Source organism: uncultured Sphingobacterium sp. (assembly GCF_964277905.1).
GTDB classification, from domain to species: Bacteria; Bacteroidota; Bacteroidia; order Sphingobacteriales; family Sphingobacteriaceae; genus Sphingobacterium; species Sphingobacterium siyangense.
The window spans coordinates 83765-96771 of the sequence record NZ_CAXYKD010000032.1 but is presented as its reverse complement, the minus strand read 5'-3'; the positions used below and the strand labels follow the sequence as shown (position 1 = coordinate 96771).

Below are 13007 nucleotides of genomic sequence, written 5' to 3'. Positions count from 1 at the left end.
TTACGCCTCAGAGGCTGTTTCATTTTTAGCTGCAGCTTTGCGTGCACTGATCTCTGTACTGATACGAGCGATAGTTTTGCGTGCTGCTTTGATCACGTTAGGGTTCTCAATAGCTGAAACAGCATGTGCAAATTTCAATTTTGTAAGGGCTGTTTTCTCTTCTACAAGACGAGCTTTTAAGTCCTCATTAGATAATTCTAAAATTTCTGAATTTTTCATGTTTTTTCAGTTGTTATTTGGGTTATCATCGCTTTATATATAGCGTTAGGGGTAACGGCCCTAACGCTTAAATGATGACATTACCAAGATTTTTATGCTTCAACGTAGTCTCTACGAATCACAAACTTAGTTTGAACCGGAAGTTTTTGAGCTGCAAGGCGTAAAGCTTCTTTGGCAATTTCCAAAGGCACACCTTCTGCTTCAAATAACATACGGCCTGGGCGTACTACTGCTACCCAGTATTCTGGAGCACCCTTACCTTTACCCATACGTACCTCTGCAGGTTTTTTCGTAACAGGTTTGTCAGGGAAAATACGAATCCAAACTTGACCTTCACGTTTCATATAACGTGTAACCGCAATACGAGCTGCCTCGATTTGACGACTAGTGATCCATGCTTGCTCCATTGTTTTGATACCGAAAGAACCGAAAGCTAACTCCGCTCCACGAGAAGCGTTACCTTTCATGCGGCCTTTCTGCATCTTTCTGAACTTCGTTCTTTTTGGCTGTAACATGTTCGTATACTTTTTAAATCTGCTTTTTCAGCAGGTTTTTGTTGTAATCTAAATAACTATTAATCTTTTTTCGGACCACGGTTGTTTCCACCACGGTTGTTTCCACCACGGTTGTTTCCACCGCGACCACCTTTGTTGTTACGGTTGTCACGACGTTCGCCACCACCTTCGTGGTTGCCACGTGATTTTACACCAGATGCTTGACCAATGTTTGGAGATAAGTCACGTTTACCGTAAACCTCACCTTTACAGATCCAAACTTTGATACCGATTTTACCGTATGTAGTCAATGCTTCAGCTAAAGCGTAGTCGATATCAGCACGCAATGTGTGTAAAGGAGTTCTTCCTTCTTTGTATTGTTCAGTACGCGCCATTTCAGCACCACCTAAACGACCAGAACACATGATTTTGATACCTTCTGCACCCATACGCATTGTAGAAGCGATTGAAGTTTTCATTGCACGACGGAATGAAATACGTGCCTCTAATTGTTTAGCGACACCTTCAGCTACTAACTTAGCATCTAACTCAGGGCGTTTGATCTCGAAAATGTTGATTTGAACATCCTTTTTAGTCAGTTTTTTCAACTCTTCTTTGATCTTGTCAACTTCTTGACCACCTTTACCGATAACGATACCTGGACGAGCAGTGTGAATTGTAACAGTGATACGTTTTAAAGTTCTTTCGATAACAACTTTAGCTACACCACCTTTTGCAATACGAACAGAAAGATATTTTCTGATTTTTTCGTCTTCAACTAATTTATCGGAATAGTTTTTACCTCCGAACCAGTTAGAATCCCAACCTTTGATGATTCCTAATCTGCTACCTATTGGATTTGCTTTTTGTCCCATTTCTCAATAAATTAGTTTTGTTCAACGTTTAATTTGCTATCAACTACCAACGTAACGTGATTTGAACGTTTACGAACTCTGTATCCGCGACCTTGAGGAGCTGGACGCAATCTTTTCAATTGACGACCGCCACCTACTGATACTTCTTTTACAATTAGTTCGCTTTCTTCCACTGATTTACCTTCGTTTTTGGCTTCCCAGTTTTTGATTGCAGATAATAATAATTTTTCTACACGAGCAGCAGCTTCTTTACTTGAGTGTTTCAAAATGTATAATGCATTTTCAACACGTTGACCGCGAATTAAGTCTACCACTAAACGCATCTTACGAGGCGAAGTAGGGCAGTTCAATAATTTGGCATCCGAAGCTCCTCCTTGTTGAGCTTTCTCTTGCTCTTTACGTTGTCTAATTAAGACAGACTTTTTAAGTTTTTTTGTTGCTTCCATTACCTATTATTTTTTCTTTTCTGCGTGGCCTCTGAATGTACGCGTAGGCGCGAATTCACCAAGCTTGTGACCTACCATATTCTCTGTTACATAAACAGGGATAAATTTATTCCCGTTGTGCACTGCGAAGGTATGGCCAACAAAATCAGGTGAAATCATTGATCTACGAGACCATGTTTTGATAACTGACTTTTTGTTAGTTTCATTCATAGAAAGAACTTTTCTTTCTAAGTTGTGATCGATATAAGGACCTTTTTTAATTGAACGAGCCATTATTTTTTCCTTCTCTCAATGATGTAACGATTCGATGTTTTCTTCTTGTAACGTGTTTTGAAGCCTTTAGCTAATACACCTGTACGTGAGCGTGGGTGACCTCCTGAAGTACGGCCTTCACCACCACCCATAGGGTGATCTACTGGGTTCATCGCAACACCACGAACTCTTGGACGACGACCTAACCAACGTTTGCGACCTGCTTTACCTAACACTTGGTTAGATCTTTCATGGTTCGATACAGAACCAATTGTAGCAACACAAGTCAATAAGATCATACGTGTTTCGCTCGAAGGCAATTTGATGATGGCATATTTACCATCACGAGCAGACAATTGAGCATAAGTACCAGCCGAACGAGCAATTGAACCACCTTGACCAGGATTTAATTCAATGTTGTGGATGATAGAACCCAATGGAATGTTTGCTAATGGTAATGTATTACCAACTTCTGGGGCAACTTTATCACCTGCGATTACAGTTTGACCAACTACTAAACCAGCTGGAGCAAGGATGTAACGTTTTTCACCATCAGCGTAATGCAACAAGGCAATACGAGCAGTACGATTTGGATCGTACTCGATAGTAGCTACTTTTGCAGGGATATCTTTTTTATCGCGTTTGAAATCAATTAATCGGTATACTTTTTTATGTCCCCCACCGAGATAACGCATAGTCATTTTACCGGAGTTATTACGACCGCCTGATTTCTTGTTGATTTTTACTACTAACGATTTTTCAGGAACGTTTGTAGTAACATCAGAGTAGTCAGCGCCTACTCTAAAACGAGTACCAGGGGTTACCGGTTTGAATCTTTTAACTGCCATTTTTTATTATATAGTACTGTAAAAGTCAATAGTTTCGCCGTCTTTAATAGTAATGACAGCCTTTTTATACTTAGGAGCTCTACCAGATACGAAACCTGCTTTTGTGTAACGGCTTTTTGCTTTACCAGCTACTACTGCAGTGTTTACAGCAAGAACTGTAACACCAAACATAGCCTCAACAGCTGCTTTAATCTGGATTTTGTTTGCTCTGTGATCTACTTTGAAAGCGTAACGGTTTAATTTTTCCGTTAACATAGAAGCTTTCTCAGTCAAGATAGGTTTTTTAATAATTTCCATATTACTTAGCTAATGCTTCCTCCAAAGATTTAACAGAATCTGTAGTCAACAATAATTTTGTTGCGTTCAATACATCATATGTATTTAAATCAGATGCAACAATAACTTTTGCTTTTTTCAAGTTTCTGCTTGATTTATAAACAATTTCATCGTAAGCTGGCAATACCAACAATGTTTTCTCATCAGCTACATTCAACGCATTGATTAAAGCAACATAATTTTTAGTTTTGATAGCATCGAATTTTACTTCATCCAATACCACAATGTTATTATCTTTTGCTTTGTAAGACAACGCTGATTTACGTGCTACTTGTTTCAATTTTTTGTTCAATTTGAACGAGTAGTCACGAGGTTGAGGACCGAATACACGACCACCACCATTAAACAATGGAGATTTGATAGAACCCGCACGAGCACCACCAGTACCTTTTTGTTTGTGTAATTTACGAGTAGAACCCGCGATTTCGTTACGTTGTTTAGATTTGTGAGTTCCTTGGCGTTGGTTCGCTAAGTATTGTTTCACATCCAAATAGATCGCATGATCGTTAGGCTCTAACCCAAATACCGACTCAGGAAGTTGCACCTTGGCACCTGTTTCTTTACCTGATAAATTTAAAACTTTAACTTCCATCTCTACTATTTGTCTACGATTACATAAGAACCTTTAGCTCCTGGAATGGAACCACTAACAACGATAAGGTTTTGCTCAGCGTAAACTTTCAACACCTGTAAGTTTTGAACTTTAACTCTGTCACCACCTGTACGACCAGCCATGCGCATACCTTTGAATACGCGTGAAGGCCATGATGAAGCACCTAATGAACCTGGAGCACGTAATCTGTTGTGCTGACCGTGAGTCGCACCACCTACACCACCAAATCCATGACGTTTCATTACACCTTGGAAACCTTTACCTTTTGAAGTACCGACTACATCTACGTACTCACCTTCTTCAAAAAGAGTAACGTCAACTACGTCACCAAGTTGTTTTGCATCTGGGAAAGTTTTAAACTCTACCAACTTACGCTTAGGCGTTGTGTTTGCTTTCGCAAAGTGCCCTTTCAAAGGAGCTGTCGTGTTTTTCTCCTTAGCTTCGTCGAAACCAAGTTGAATTGCCGAGTAGCCATCCTTTTCTTCCGTACGTATCTGCGTAACCACGCACGGCCCGGCCTGAATCACTGTACAAGGAATATTTTTCCCATCAGCGTTAAACAGGCTCGTCATTCCTACTTTTTTTCCAATAATACCTGACATGTTGTAAATTAATTAATTAAAAGTCCTTCGAAGCAGTAGGGCTTCGCTCAAGACATACTATTCCCATTAAGGGAATGCAAAGTTACAAACATTTTTATAACTGTCAAATAATTAGTGAATTATTTTTTTTATTTTCTAGATCTTTTCTTTATCCGCGTCAAATTTCCGAATAATACCTATCCAGCTCTCCGCTCCGATTAAATCACCTCCAGAAAAATAAAATTACTTGCATTTATTCCTGCTGCCATACAGTTGTCACAGATCACCCTAATTTTGAACTGTCGTACAACGCAGAAGGCGATGTATTGCTTACTATAAAAATTTTAAAATACGAGCATCATGAAAACAGAAATCATTTCCAAAAACGAGCTACTTCAGCATTGGTTAGGCCACAGAAACCTAACAAGACAGACTATTGAAAAATTTCCAGAAGAAGGATTGTTCAATTACAAAGTAGAAGGCATGCGCACTTTTGCAGATATGATTAAGGAGCTATTAGGTATTGCTGTGCCAGGACTCCAAGAAATTGTCACCAACAAGAGCGGCGAACTCAATGAGAATCTCAGTTATTCGACCAAAGCACAATTGCTTCAGGCCTGGGATGAAGCTACTCCTCAGATCAGTGAACTGTTCAATCAAATTCCAGAAGAACGCTTTGCCGAAGAATTCAACCTATTCGGCCAGTACAAATCGCCAGTCATTCACAGCATCCTCTATTTTATCGATAATGAAATCCACCACCGTGGCCAAGGATTTGTTTATCTAAGATTACTTGGTATAGAACCTCCATTTTTTTGGGAAAGAGGGTAAATAGATAATGTCTGCAATGAAAATTCCTTCTTAACAGAGCGCTGAAGCTTATTTTTAGTACAGCCTACAAATGACTTGTTCGGTACCTGGCCTTTCAGCCGAACAAGTTTTTTGCGTACAATAGCGCAAGGTTGATTTCGTCGTTTTTGACTAAACTTGCTCCAATGCCGATGAGAGCAGCCGCTTTACGACCTCTTTTAACGATTCGGGTTCAATAATTGTTCCTTTATCGGCAAACATCAGATACCAACGCGCAAAGCCATTCTCCATATTAATGCTTTCAAAATGCATTTCCACGTAGTTATCAGTGACCGTTTCTTTTTGGAAACCAAAATAGTGGCGATCCCATTCCATATAGCGGGCCATATCCTTGTCCACCTGCACAACAACTTTTGTCGTGGGAACGTCATGACGTTTATTCAGAAAAGATGAAAGTTCAGGATGCTCCTTTGCAAAGTCATCGGCAAGTATTCTAATCTTGTTTATTCTGTCCAAACGGAATTGCCTATAATCTTTCCGTAATCTACAAAAAGCAAGGACATACCAAAATTTGCTCTCCACAAAAATACCCACAGCTTCGATTTCACGCCTTTCTGGAGTTTTATCCGAAGGTTTGGAATAATAGATTTCCACACATTTCTTTGCTGCGATACTTTCGATCAGTATATTGGTGCCATGGGTAAGCTTCTCATTGAATTGATGACGCCCACCGCGCACCAGAAAGTTATCCCCTACTAAGGCCACCTGTTCTTTTTCGTTGCCCCGCAATATAGCTTTCATTTTCAGCAATGCTGTTGTAAAATGATGCGCAAGATTCCGATCTGTATACTTTTCCACCAGTTTCTCCGCTGCGACAAAACTCAATGCCTCCTCTCGGGTAAATTGCAGAGGTGGCATCTTATATCCCTCCACTAAAGAGTACCCACTTCCAGCTTCACCATAAATTGGTATTCCGGCCTGCATCAAAGAGCGGATATCGCGGTAGATTGTCCGCAGACTTACTTCATATTTTTCCGCCAACGCAGCGGCTGTCACCACAGGCTTTGCTTGCAGGTGCATATAAATAGCGAGTATGCGGTCGAATCTCTTTTGAATATCGGTCATTGGGATAAAGGTACAAAAAGCCCAAATGATTTAATGAATCTCACAAAAAATGGCAAAGTTTTAAATTATGCAACACGGCAAATATAATACAGCAAAATATATAGTTCTGCTCGTGTATCTTTATCGAAAGTATATCAAATATAAAGCTTACCTGTAACTGGCTTCTTCAAGAGCAAATAATTAACAAGTTAATATCAGATTCCTAATTAAAAAAGGAGTAATACTATTTTTACTAGGGGTTAATAGGGGTACTACCCCTGTTAACCCCCTGCTAACCCCCTGTTATCCCCCTATAAAACCCCTATTAATATAGAAAATAATATACTACCCATATGCACTAGATGAAAGAGATCGTATTTGACAGAAAATAGAATCAAATACCACATGAAGAAAGTTGTTTTTAGATTGAGAGCGTTAAATCCAATAAAACAAAAAAAAGTGAAGTACCTTATATACCTCACTTTTCCACATTGTGTTAATAACTTTGTTGAAAACTTAAAAAGGGTCACTCATTAGCGCTTGATTACCTTTTCTCCTCGGAGCAACCGGTCATATCGCACCAATGCCTCCACATAATAGTAATCGGCATAGGTCAAAGGCACATCTACTTCTGTTTTATGTGGAATTGATCCGACACTATACTTCAAGATATAGCCACCGGCTTCTTTATAATCTGCTTTGTAGGGTTTAGAAGAAAGCGACTGCTACATCTGCTTAGCCTTCACGATGTAGCGGATCAAAAATTCTTTCGGCTTCTACCATCGTATTCGACCGAAATAGTAAATAGCTGCCCCAATGAAGACATTGAGACAGCAATATTAATTATTTTGGGCAACTTAATTGCTTCCGACATCTAACGATGTACAGCCAGTATCGCTCAAATAAACATTTTCGAAAGTGAAAGATTGTCCGGAGCCCGAATGACCGCAGCTCATCGCATACCACATTGTTAACCAACTAGGGCAACTTGCATAAATATCATAATTTCCACTTTGAATATTAACGGGATAGGAAAGCGTATTCGCAGCGACTACAACATGCTGTGTGGTTCCTCCTGGAAAATTCCCACTAAAGGTCAAATAAATGGGGGAATTACTAAAGTTATACACATAGAAGTCGAATGTGCCACTTAGCGTTTTAATATTCGTTTTGGTATTTTTTTTTGCACCAACGTTTTCCGTAGAAATTACATTTCGTTTATTAGATAGTTTGACAACTGGTACACTCAAATCTCTAGCTTGAACGAACAAACCGGTGACAATAAATAACGCAAAGGCTATTACAAATGATTTTTTTAACATAATTTAAAAGTGTTTATAAATAATTGACTATTTCAATAAGCTTTTTTTGAGATATAGCTTATCAACAATTGGTTCTACCTTAACTAAATCATAAGCGGCCTCCTTTCTTTTAGATAAATTGACTAAAGTTTCTCAATCATTAGCGAAGATGCCTCATCATTAATAATTATGGTCGGAAGATCAACGGCGTATCGCTTTAAAAAATCCTCCGTAAAAAAATAGGTTTACTATCTATTAATCCGCCCAAATGATTACTTTGACCAAAGTATACTATTTTGAAATACAAGAACTTACCGACCCCTAAAAAAACACTAATCAGTGCAATTTCAATAAATCTGACTTTACTTTGTTTTTTTAATTCTTTATTAGATTTATGATATTGGCAACTTATAAACGGAGCGGTATAGATCTGACACATCCGAGTAACAGATCTCGCTAAATATGATGTGTCTGTCGCGACTATTATAACAGGAGATGCTCCAATGAAAATATGGGGTTGGTTGAAACGGTATTTTCCCAAGTACACAAACGTCTAAAACTGTCCCTAAAACAACACTTATTTTAAGAACAGTTTAAAGGTCCCGTATCGTCTATTGTTTAATCACTTTCTCGCCATTAAGCAACCGGTCATACCGAACCAATGCCTCTACATAATAGTAATCAGCATAGGTTAAAGGAACATCAACCTCTGCTTTATGTGGAATCGAACCAACACTATGTTTTAAAATATAGCCACCGGCTTCTTTATAATCTGCTTTGTAGGGTTTAGATGATAAAGACCGCAACATCTGCTCAGCCTTTGAGATATACAGCTGGCTTTCACCACCTGTTGTGTATTGCGCCAGTTCCAGCAAAGCCGAAGCGGTCACCGAAGCGGTCGACACATCACGAAGATCTTTCTGACTATAATATTTACTGTCCGGTGTAAGCTTGTTTTGGTCCATATCCCAATAGGGAATTAGATCTTTTGGAAGGTTGGGATGATTCAGATAAAACTGCGCAATATGTCGAGCTTGCTCCAAATATTTCTTGTCGCCGGTCTCGCGGTACATCATCGTATAACCATACAGTCCCCAAGACTGTCCCCTAGCCCATGCAGACTCATCAAACGCACCTTGAGCAGTCTTTCTCGAAATAATGCTTCCATCCTTTGGATTGTAATCCACGACATGGTAGGAACTGTAATCTTTTCGGTAGTGATTGACCATCGTTGTATTGGCATGTTGCACCGCAATATCACGATAACGCTTATCACCTGTCATTTTGGAAACTTCCGTCAGAAACTCCAGGTTCATCATGTTGTCAATAATCACTGGGTAAGTCCAAGGCTGGCCATCCCAGTTTCTGCCCCCATCCCATGATCGGATAGTTTTGGGTGCTTCGTGGAAACGGGTCGCCAATGAGGCTGCTCCGGTACTTAAAATTTCCTTATAAGCAGCCGAATCTCCCGTCAAGCGTAATGCATTACCAAAGCTGCAGTACAACATAAAACCCAAATCATGTGTTCCCTTGTTGTTCTTTTCCTTTTCGAGTTCCTTCAACTTACTTTTTGCTTCCGTCAAAAGTTTTTCATCCTTGGTATATTCATAGAGATAGAGTACTGTACCGGGATAAAATCCAGAGCACCACCAACTCGAACCCCAATTCACATATTTTCCATCTTTATAGGTTGTAGGCATATCCGATTCATCGATCGATGCTGCGAGGTAGGCGATCTGCTTGTGTGCATCTTGTAAATTGGTACGGACAAATTCTTTGTCAAGCCCCAATTTCACTGTCCCTAAGTTTCGCTGACTGGAACAGGAAATTCCCTGCATTCCTAGTCCGATCATTAAAGCCCCCGTAATATAGTGTTGTATCTTCATTTTATCCAGTCCTTAATCTTTACTTTTTTATTCTTTTTTCGTTTAATAACTTACATAATAGTCCTTGGGAAATTGCTCGGCACTCCAGCATTTCTGAGAAGTCCAGGGTTGTGAAGCACAGGTCCAGAACTCATCGTCTGCTGGTAATCCCAAAGGCAAGAATGACAGGGAGGCCACATACATAGACCCTGCATTTGTATAGTAATCTGCGAGATTGGATTGTTTATCACCCACCACTCCCATACGCAGCCATCCTGACGGGGCAAAGGTTTTGTCTATATAAATATGCCTTAATATCGCTGTAAGAGCTGCCCGGACCTGTCCTTTTGAGATATCTTCAGGTAGCTTGTTTTCTAAAGCAACTGTCGCCAAAGGTTGGAACGCTGCATTCTTATAAGTTGACGAGCGACCGACAACGACATAGTGACCTTCTGGAGAAATCATACGTTCCAAATGATGTGCATAGCGCTGCATTCGTTTATACGCTCTATCATACATTTCTTTATATTTTCCGCCGGCGGTAATATTATGGCGTAGCGACTCCACCTGCATGCAGTGAATCACATACCCATTGTAATGATCAAAACTAAAACGGGCGCCGTCGCTGTACCAGCCATCTCCGACATACCACTCCTGATCAAATTTATTGACTGCATAATCGATCTTCTCACGAGCGCACTCCTCCCCGATGCTATAGAGAAACGTCTCTGTCATCGCGGCAAACAGCAACCAATTACTCTCATTCGGCTTGATCTTCCGCAACAGTTTGAATTCTTCAACTACTCTTTTTTTACTCACTTGGTCCAAAGGCTGCCATAAAGCCTGTGGGGCCCTCAAAAAAGCCAGCGCAAGATGTGCCGCATCGACGAGTGTTTGGGATGAAGGGCCTCGCCAGGTAAAATAATCCGGCGATTTAGGATCGACACCATATTGTATACCGAGTAATGCTTGGTTACGTAATTTTTTACGCAATTGACCTTCTTCAGTTGGGTCATCCCGTAAGGCCAACCAAGGAGCCATACCTGCCAACAAGCGACCGAAAGCTTCCAAATAACCGACTCCAGGGTCTCGACTATCAAAAGTAGGACTCACTTCCATCGGCATATTTTTACGCCATTGTTGCTTACTGATATTGCTTAATATTGGAGCAGCCATCTTATGTAAAATAGATACCCAATAGGCGCGATCGTTTTCGTTAACGCTTGTCTTATTGTCCAAACTGCTTGCCTTTGCTTCCACTGGTAAAGACGCCGTTAATACACCAACGCCAGCTCCACCTAACAATTTTAATAGGAATCTTCTCTTCATCGATAATGGTTTATAAATTAATGTGAGCTAATTAACGCTACACAAAACATTAAAAATCTTTATTTTACGTTATAAAAGCAAGCAAAAAGAAATCAATCGCTCCAGCAAACGATTGCATGAGCGATTGATAACAACTTTTTTACGTGAAATAAAAAATTACACTTATTTTTTAATCTTCCCAGCCACTATTTTGTGTCAAGGCTGTGTTGCGTTCCCGCTCCACTTGTGGGATTGGCCATGTATAGAGCTGATCACCTCTCCAGTCATACGGAGAAACGACTCCTCCCCATGCTTGTTTAATACCATTTCCTGTATAAAAAGAAGTTTCTTTCAGTGTTTTCCAACGCAACTCATCAAAGTAGATAACACCTTCACACATCAACTCACGACGGCGTTCTTCACGAATTTCTTTCCGAAGATCCTGCTCACCAATTCCTAACGATAACTCGCCAACTCCTGCACGCTTTCTGACATCATTTACCTTAAGCACAGCTTCGCCTGGTTTTTTCGACTCATTCAATGCCTCCGCCCATAATAAAAGGATATCCGCATAACGCATGACGATATAATCATATGCGCCAGCTTCTCTGTTTGGGATACCTGGATTAGCACCTTCGTAAACAAACTTACGTGGGTAGTAGTAAAAATCAGTGACGATATCCGTTCTCAAATCAAATACGCTACCAAACTCCTGTCTATATGGCCATCTAGAAGTAAAGGTCTGATCTGTTGCACCATTGGCTCCCACAAATGTAGAATATGGTAGAATGACATTACTAGCTAATCTAGGATCACGATCTTCATAGGCTTTCTTCAGGCGTTCTTCATTACCGGTAGGCAAATACAAAGACATATCAAGCTTATTTTTCGTCCGTTTTTCTATGTTCGATATTTCAGTAGCAGTCAAATTATTCCGAAGGAAAAAAACTTCCCTTTGAGCCGGCGCCATCTGGTTATAACCAGGCAAGTAATCATCCCAATTAAACTTGGACCCATCTTTGCGCTGATAACGGTCTGCCGCATCAGGGTGAACTAAATAAGTATTCCAATTGGATCCAAATGCTGAGCGCGACCCAAATCTGAACTGATAATCCGAACCGTATCCTGCCAATGCGATATTCTGAATACTAAATATAATCTCCGGACTTTGTTCATTATCTCCTTTAAATAGAGACGCATAATTACTAAACAAACTGTGTCCCAGGTTTTTAACTTGCTCGAAATCAGCAATTGCTTTTGCCCATTCTTGCGTATACATATAAACCTTACCACGGAGCGCATAAGCGGCAGATTTTGTCACCCGGCCAAAGTTTGCATTTCCTTTATCATAGCGATTTGGTAACTGAGCTTCGTTGATACAATCCGTGAGATCTTTAATGATAAAGCTCCAAACTTCTTGTTCAGTATTCCTTGGTTTATCAACTTTGTCCCATTCGATTGGATCAGTATAAATAGGCACTCCTTTATACAACTGATTCAATCGATAATAGTAGTAGGCGCGCAAGAATTTTACTTCTGCAGCTAATTTAGCCTTTTTCTCTGCTCCCACTGGTGACACATTGGTTATCCCATATAACGCATTATTGCTGCGATGAACCCCCTCATATAAATTTTGCCATGTGGATGAAAAGATACCCGACGAACTTGTTGCAGTCGCATTCATTAAGGTTGAATTGTCCCTTCCCTGAAGGGTAGCATAGGTATCATACACATAAAGCATCTGACCAAGGCGCAAAGCTTGGTAAACACCATTTACCCCCTGATCTGTAAGATTCTCGGTCAACCACATATTGTTGGTTAATACTTGAGTTTTTGGTACCGTGTCCAACAAATCCTTCTGACAAGAAGAAAGTAAAGCCGCTGTACTAAACACTATTCCCCACATCACGTTCCTACTCCACACATTACATCTTTTTATATTATTTCTCATGATC

General features: G+C 40.1%; 15 protein-coding genes and 1 pseudogene. 1 reads left to right on the top strand and 15 read right to left on the bottom strand.

Annotated elements, in window-relative coordinates; translation table 11 throughout:
• The 9 genes from rpmC to rplC all read right to left on the bottom strand — a co-directional run bounded on the left by rpmC (position 1) and on the right by rplC (position 4685).
• Entirely contained in the window at positions 1 to 219 is a 219-nt protein-coding gene (gene rpmC, locus ACHWSC_RS15085) for a 50S ribosomal protein L29 (protein ID WP_046674871.1), read from the bottom strand.
• Positions 220 to 311: 92 nt separating this feature from the next.
• Positions 312 to 734 (bottom strand): 50S ribosomal protein L16, encoded by a 423-nt coding sequence (gene rplP, locus ACHWSC_RS15080; RefSeq protein ID WP_046674870.1) that lies wholly within the window; start codon positions 732 to 734, stop codon positions 312 to 314.
• A gap of 59 nt (positions 735 to 793) precedes the next feature.
• Positions 794 to 1588, bottom strand: a complete 795-nt coding sequence (gene rpsC / locus ACHWSC_RS15075) for a 30S ribosomal protein S3 (protein WP_120333130.1) — start codon at positions 1586 to 1588, stop codon at positions 794 to 796.
• Between the two features lie 11 nt (positions 1589 to 1599).
• Positions 1600 to 2034, bottom strand: a complete 435-nt coding sequence (gene rplV / locus ACHWSC_RS15070) for a 50S ribosomal protein L22 (protein ID WP_077438121.1) — start codon at positions 2032 to 2034, stop codon at positions 1600 to 1602.
• Between the two features lie 6 nt (positions 2035 to 2040).
• Positions 2041 to 2307 (bottom strand): 30S ribosomal protein S19, encoded by a 267-nt coding sequence (gene rpsS, locus ACHWSC_RS15065; RefSeq protein WP_002997495.1) that lies wholly within the window; start codon positions 2305 to 2307, stop codon positions 2041 to 2043.
• Positions 2307 to 3134: a 50S ribosomal protein L2 gene (rplB, locus tag ACHWSC_RS15060; protein ID WP_046674867.1), complete on the bottom strand. Its 828-nt coding sequence runs from the start codon at positions 3132 to 3134 to the stop codon at positions 2307 to 2309. Before rplB ends, rpsS begins: the two co-directional genes overlap by 1 nt.
• Positions 3135 to 3140: 6 nt before the next feature.
• Entirely contained in the window at positions 3141 to 3431 is a 291-nt protein-coding gene (gene rplW / locus ACHWSC_RS15055; RefSeq protein ID WP_075990874.1) for a 50S ribosomal protein L23, read from the bottom strand.
• 1 nt (position 3432) lies between these two features.
• The gene (rplD, locus tag ACHWSC_RS15050; protein WP_075990873.1) at positions 3433 to 4062 is read right to left on the bottom strand and encodes a 50S ribosomal protein L4; all 630 of its coding nucleotides are present in this window, start codon (positions 4060 to 4062) and stop codon (positions 3433 to 3435) included.
• A gap of 5 nt (positions 4063 to 4067) precedes the next feature.
• Positions 4068 to 4685 carry a 50S ribosomal protein L3 gene (gene rplC, locus ACHWSC_RS15045; protein WP_046674864.1) on the bottom strand — a complete coding sequence of 206 codons (618 nt, stop codon included), beginning with the start codon at positions 4683 to 4685 and terminating at the stop codon, positions 4068 to 4070.
• 339 nt (positions 4686 to 5024) lie between these two features.
• Between rplC and ACHWSC_RS15040 the strand changes: the two genes are divergently transcribed.
• Positions 5025 to 5495, top strand: a complete 471-nt coding sequence (locus tag ACHWSC_RS15040) for a DinB family protein (protein WP_394677296.1) — start codon at positions 5025 to 5027, stop codon at positions 5493 to 5495.
• A 150-nt stretch (positions 5496 to 5645) separates the two neighbouring features.
• On the opposite strand, the gene ACHWSC_RS15035 is transcribed toward ACHWSC_RS15040, so the two are convergent.
• The 6 genes and pseudogenes from ACHWSC_RS15035 to ACHWSC_RS15010 all read right to left on the bottom strand — a co-directional run bounded on the left by ACHWSC_RS15035 (position 5646) and on the right by ACHWSC_RS15010 (position 13003).
• Positions 5646 to 6599 carry a helix-turn-helix transcriptional regulator gene (locus tag ACHWSC_RS15035; protein ID WP_394677295.1) on the bottom strand — a complete coding sequence of 318 codons (954 nt, stop codon included), beginning with the start codon at positions 6597 to 6599 and terminating at the stop codon, positions 5646 to 5648.
• Between the two features lie 512 nt (positions 6600 to 7111).
• Positions 7112 to 7303: pseudogene (locus tag ACHWSC_RS15030) on the bottom strand (glucuronyl hydrolase); the annotation flags it as partial.
• A 132-nt stretch (positions 7304 to 7435) separates the two neighbouring features.
• Positions 7436 to 7900 (bottom strand): hypothetical protein, encoded by a 465-nt coding sequence (locus ACHWSC_RS15025; protein WP_394677294.1) that lies wholly within the window; start codon positions 7898 to 7900, stop codon positions 7436 to 7438.
• Positions 7901 to 8490: 590 nt separating this feature from the next.
• On the bottom strand, positions 8491 to 9765 hold the full coding sequence (locus tag ACHWSC_RS15020; protein ID WP_394677293.1) for a glycoside hydrolase family 88 protein: 1275 nt from the start codon (positions 9763 to 9765) through the stop codon (positions 8491 to 8493).
• A gap of 42 nt (positions 9766 to 9807) precedes the next feature.
• Complete coding sequence (locus ACHWSC_RS15015) at positions 9808 to 11073, bottom strand: DUF2264 domain-containing protein (RefSeq protein WP_394677292.1); 1266 nt, start codon at positions 11071 to 11073, stop codon at positions 9808 to 9810.
• A 169-nt stretch (positions 11074 to 11242) separates the two neighbouring features.
• A complete protein-coding gene (locus ACHWSC_RS15010; protein ID WP_394677291.1) occupies positions 11243 to 13003 on the bottom strand; it encodes a RagB/SusD family nutrient uptake outer membrane protein in 1761 nt (586 codons plus the stop codon).
• Positions 13004 to 13007: the final 4 nt, after the last annotated feature.

Excerpts from the sequence above, each read along its gene's own strand:
- rpmC (WP_046674871.1), bottom strand. The coding sequence starts at position 219 with ATGAAAAATTCAGAAATTTTAGAATTATCTAATGAGGACTTAAAAGCT.
- rplP (WP_046674870.1), bottom strand. The coding sequence starts at position 734 with ATGTTACAGCCAAAAAGAACGAAGTTCAGAAAGATGCAGAAAGGCCGC.
- rpsC (WP_120333130.1), bottom strand. The coding sequence starts at position 1,588 with ATGGGACAAAAAGCAAATCCAATAGGTAGCAGATTAGGAATCATCAAA.
- rplV (WP_077438121.1), bottom strand. The coding sequence starts at position 2,034 with ATGGAAGCAACAAAAAAACTTAAAAAGTCTGTCTTAATTAGACAACGT.
- rpsS (WP_002997495.1), bottom strand. The coding sequence starts at position 2,307 with ATGGCTCGTTCAATTAAAAAAGGTCCTTATATCGATCACAACTTAGAA.
- rplB (WP_046674867.1), bottom strand. The coding sequence starts at position 3,134 with ATGGCAGTTAAAAGATTCAAACCGGTAACCCCTGGTACTCGTTTTAGA.
- rplW (WP_075990874.1), bottom strand. The coding sequence starts at position 3,431 with ATGGAAATTATTAAAAAACCTATCTTGACTGAGAAAGCTTCTATGTTA.
- rplD (WP_075990873.1), bottom strand. The coding sequence starts at position 4,062 with ATGGAAGTTAAAGTTTTAAATTTATCAGGTAAAGAAACAGGTGCCAAG.
- rplC (WP_046674864.1), bottom strand. The coding sequence starts at position 4,685 with ATGTCAGGTATTATTGGAAAAAAAGTAGGAATGACGAGCCTGTTTAAC.
- ACHWSC_RS15040 (WP_394677296.1), top strand. The coding sequence starts at position 5,025 with ATGAAAACAGAAATCATTTCCAAAAACGAGCTACTTCAGCATTGGTTA.
- ACHWSC_RS15035 (WP_394677295.1), bottom strand. The coding sequence starts at position 6,599 with ATGACCGATATTCAAAAGAGATTCGACCGCATACTCGCTATTTATATG.
- ACHWSC_RS15025 (WP_394677294.1), bottom strand. The coding sequence starts at position 7,900 with ATGTTAAAAAAATCATTTGTAATAGCCTTTGCGTTATTTATTGTCACC.
- ACHWSC_RS15020 (WP_394677293.1), bottom strand. The coding sequence starts at position 9,765 with ATGAAGATACAACACTATATTACGGGGGCTTTAATGATCGGACTAGGA.
- ACHWSC_RS15015 (WP_394677292.1), bottom strand. The coding sequence starts at position 11,073 with ATGAAGAGAAGATTCCTATTAAAATTGTTAGGTGGAGCTGGCGTTGGT.
- ACHWSC_RS15010 (WP_394677291.1), bottom strand. The coding sequence starts at position 13,003 with ATGAGAAATAATATAAAAAGATGTAATGTGTGGAGTAGGAACGTGATG.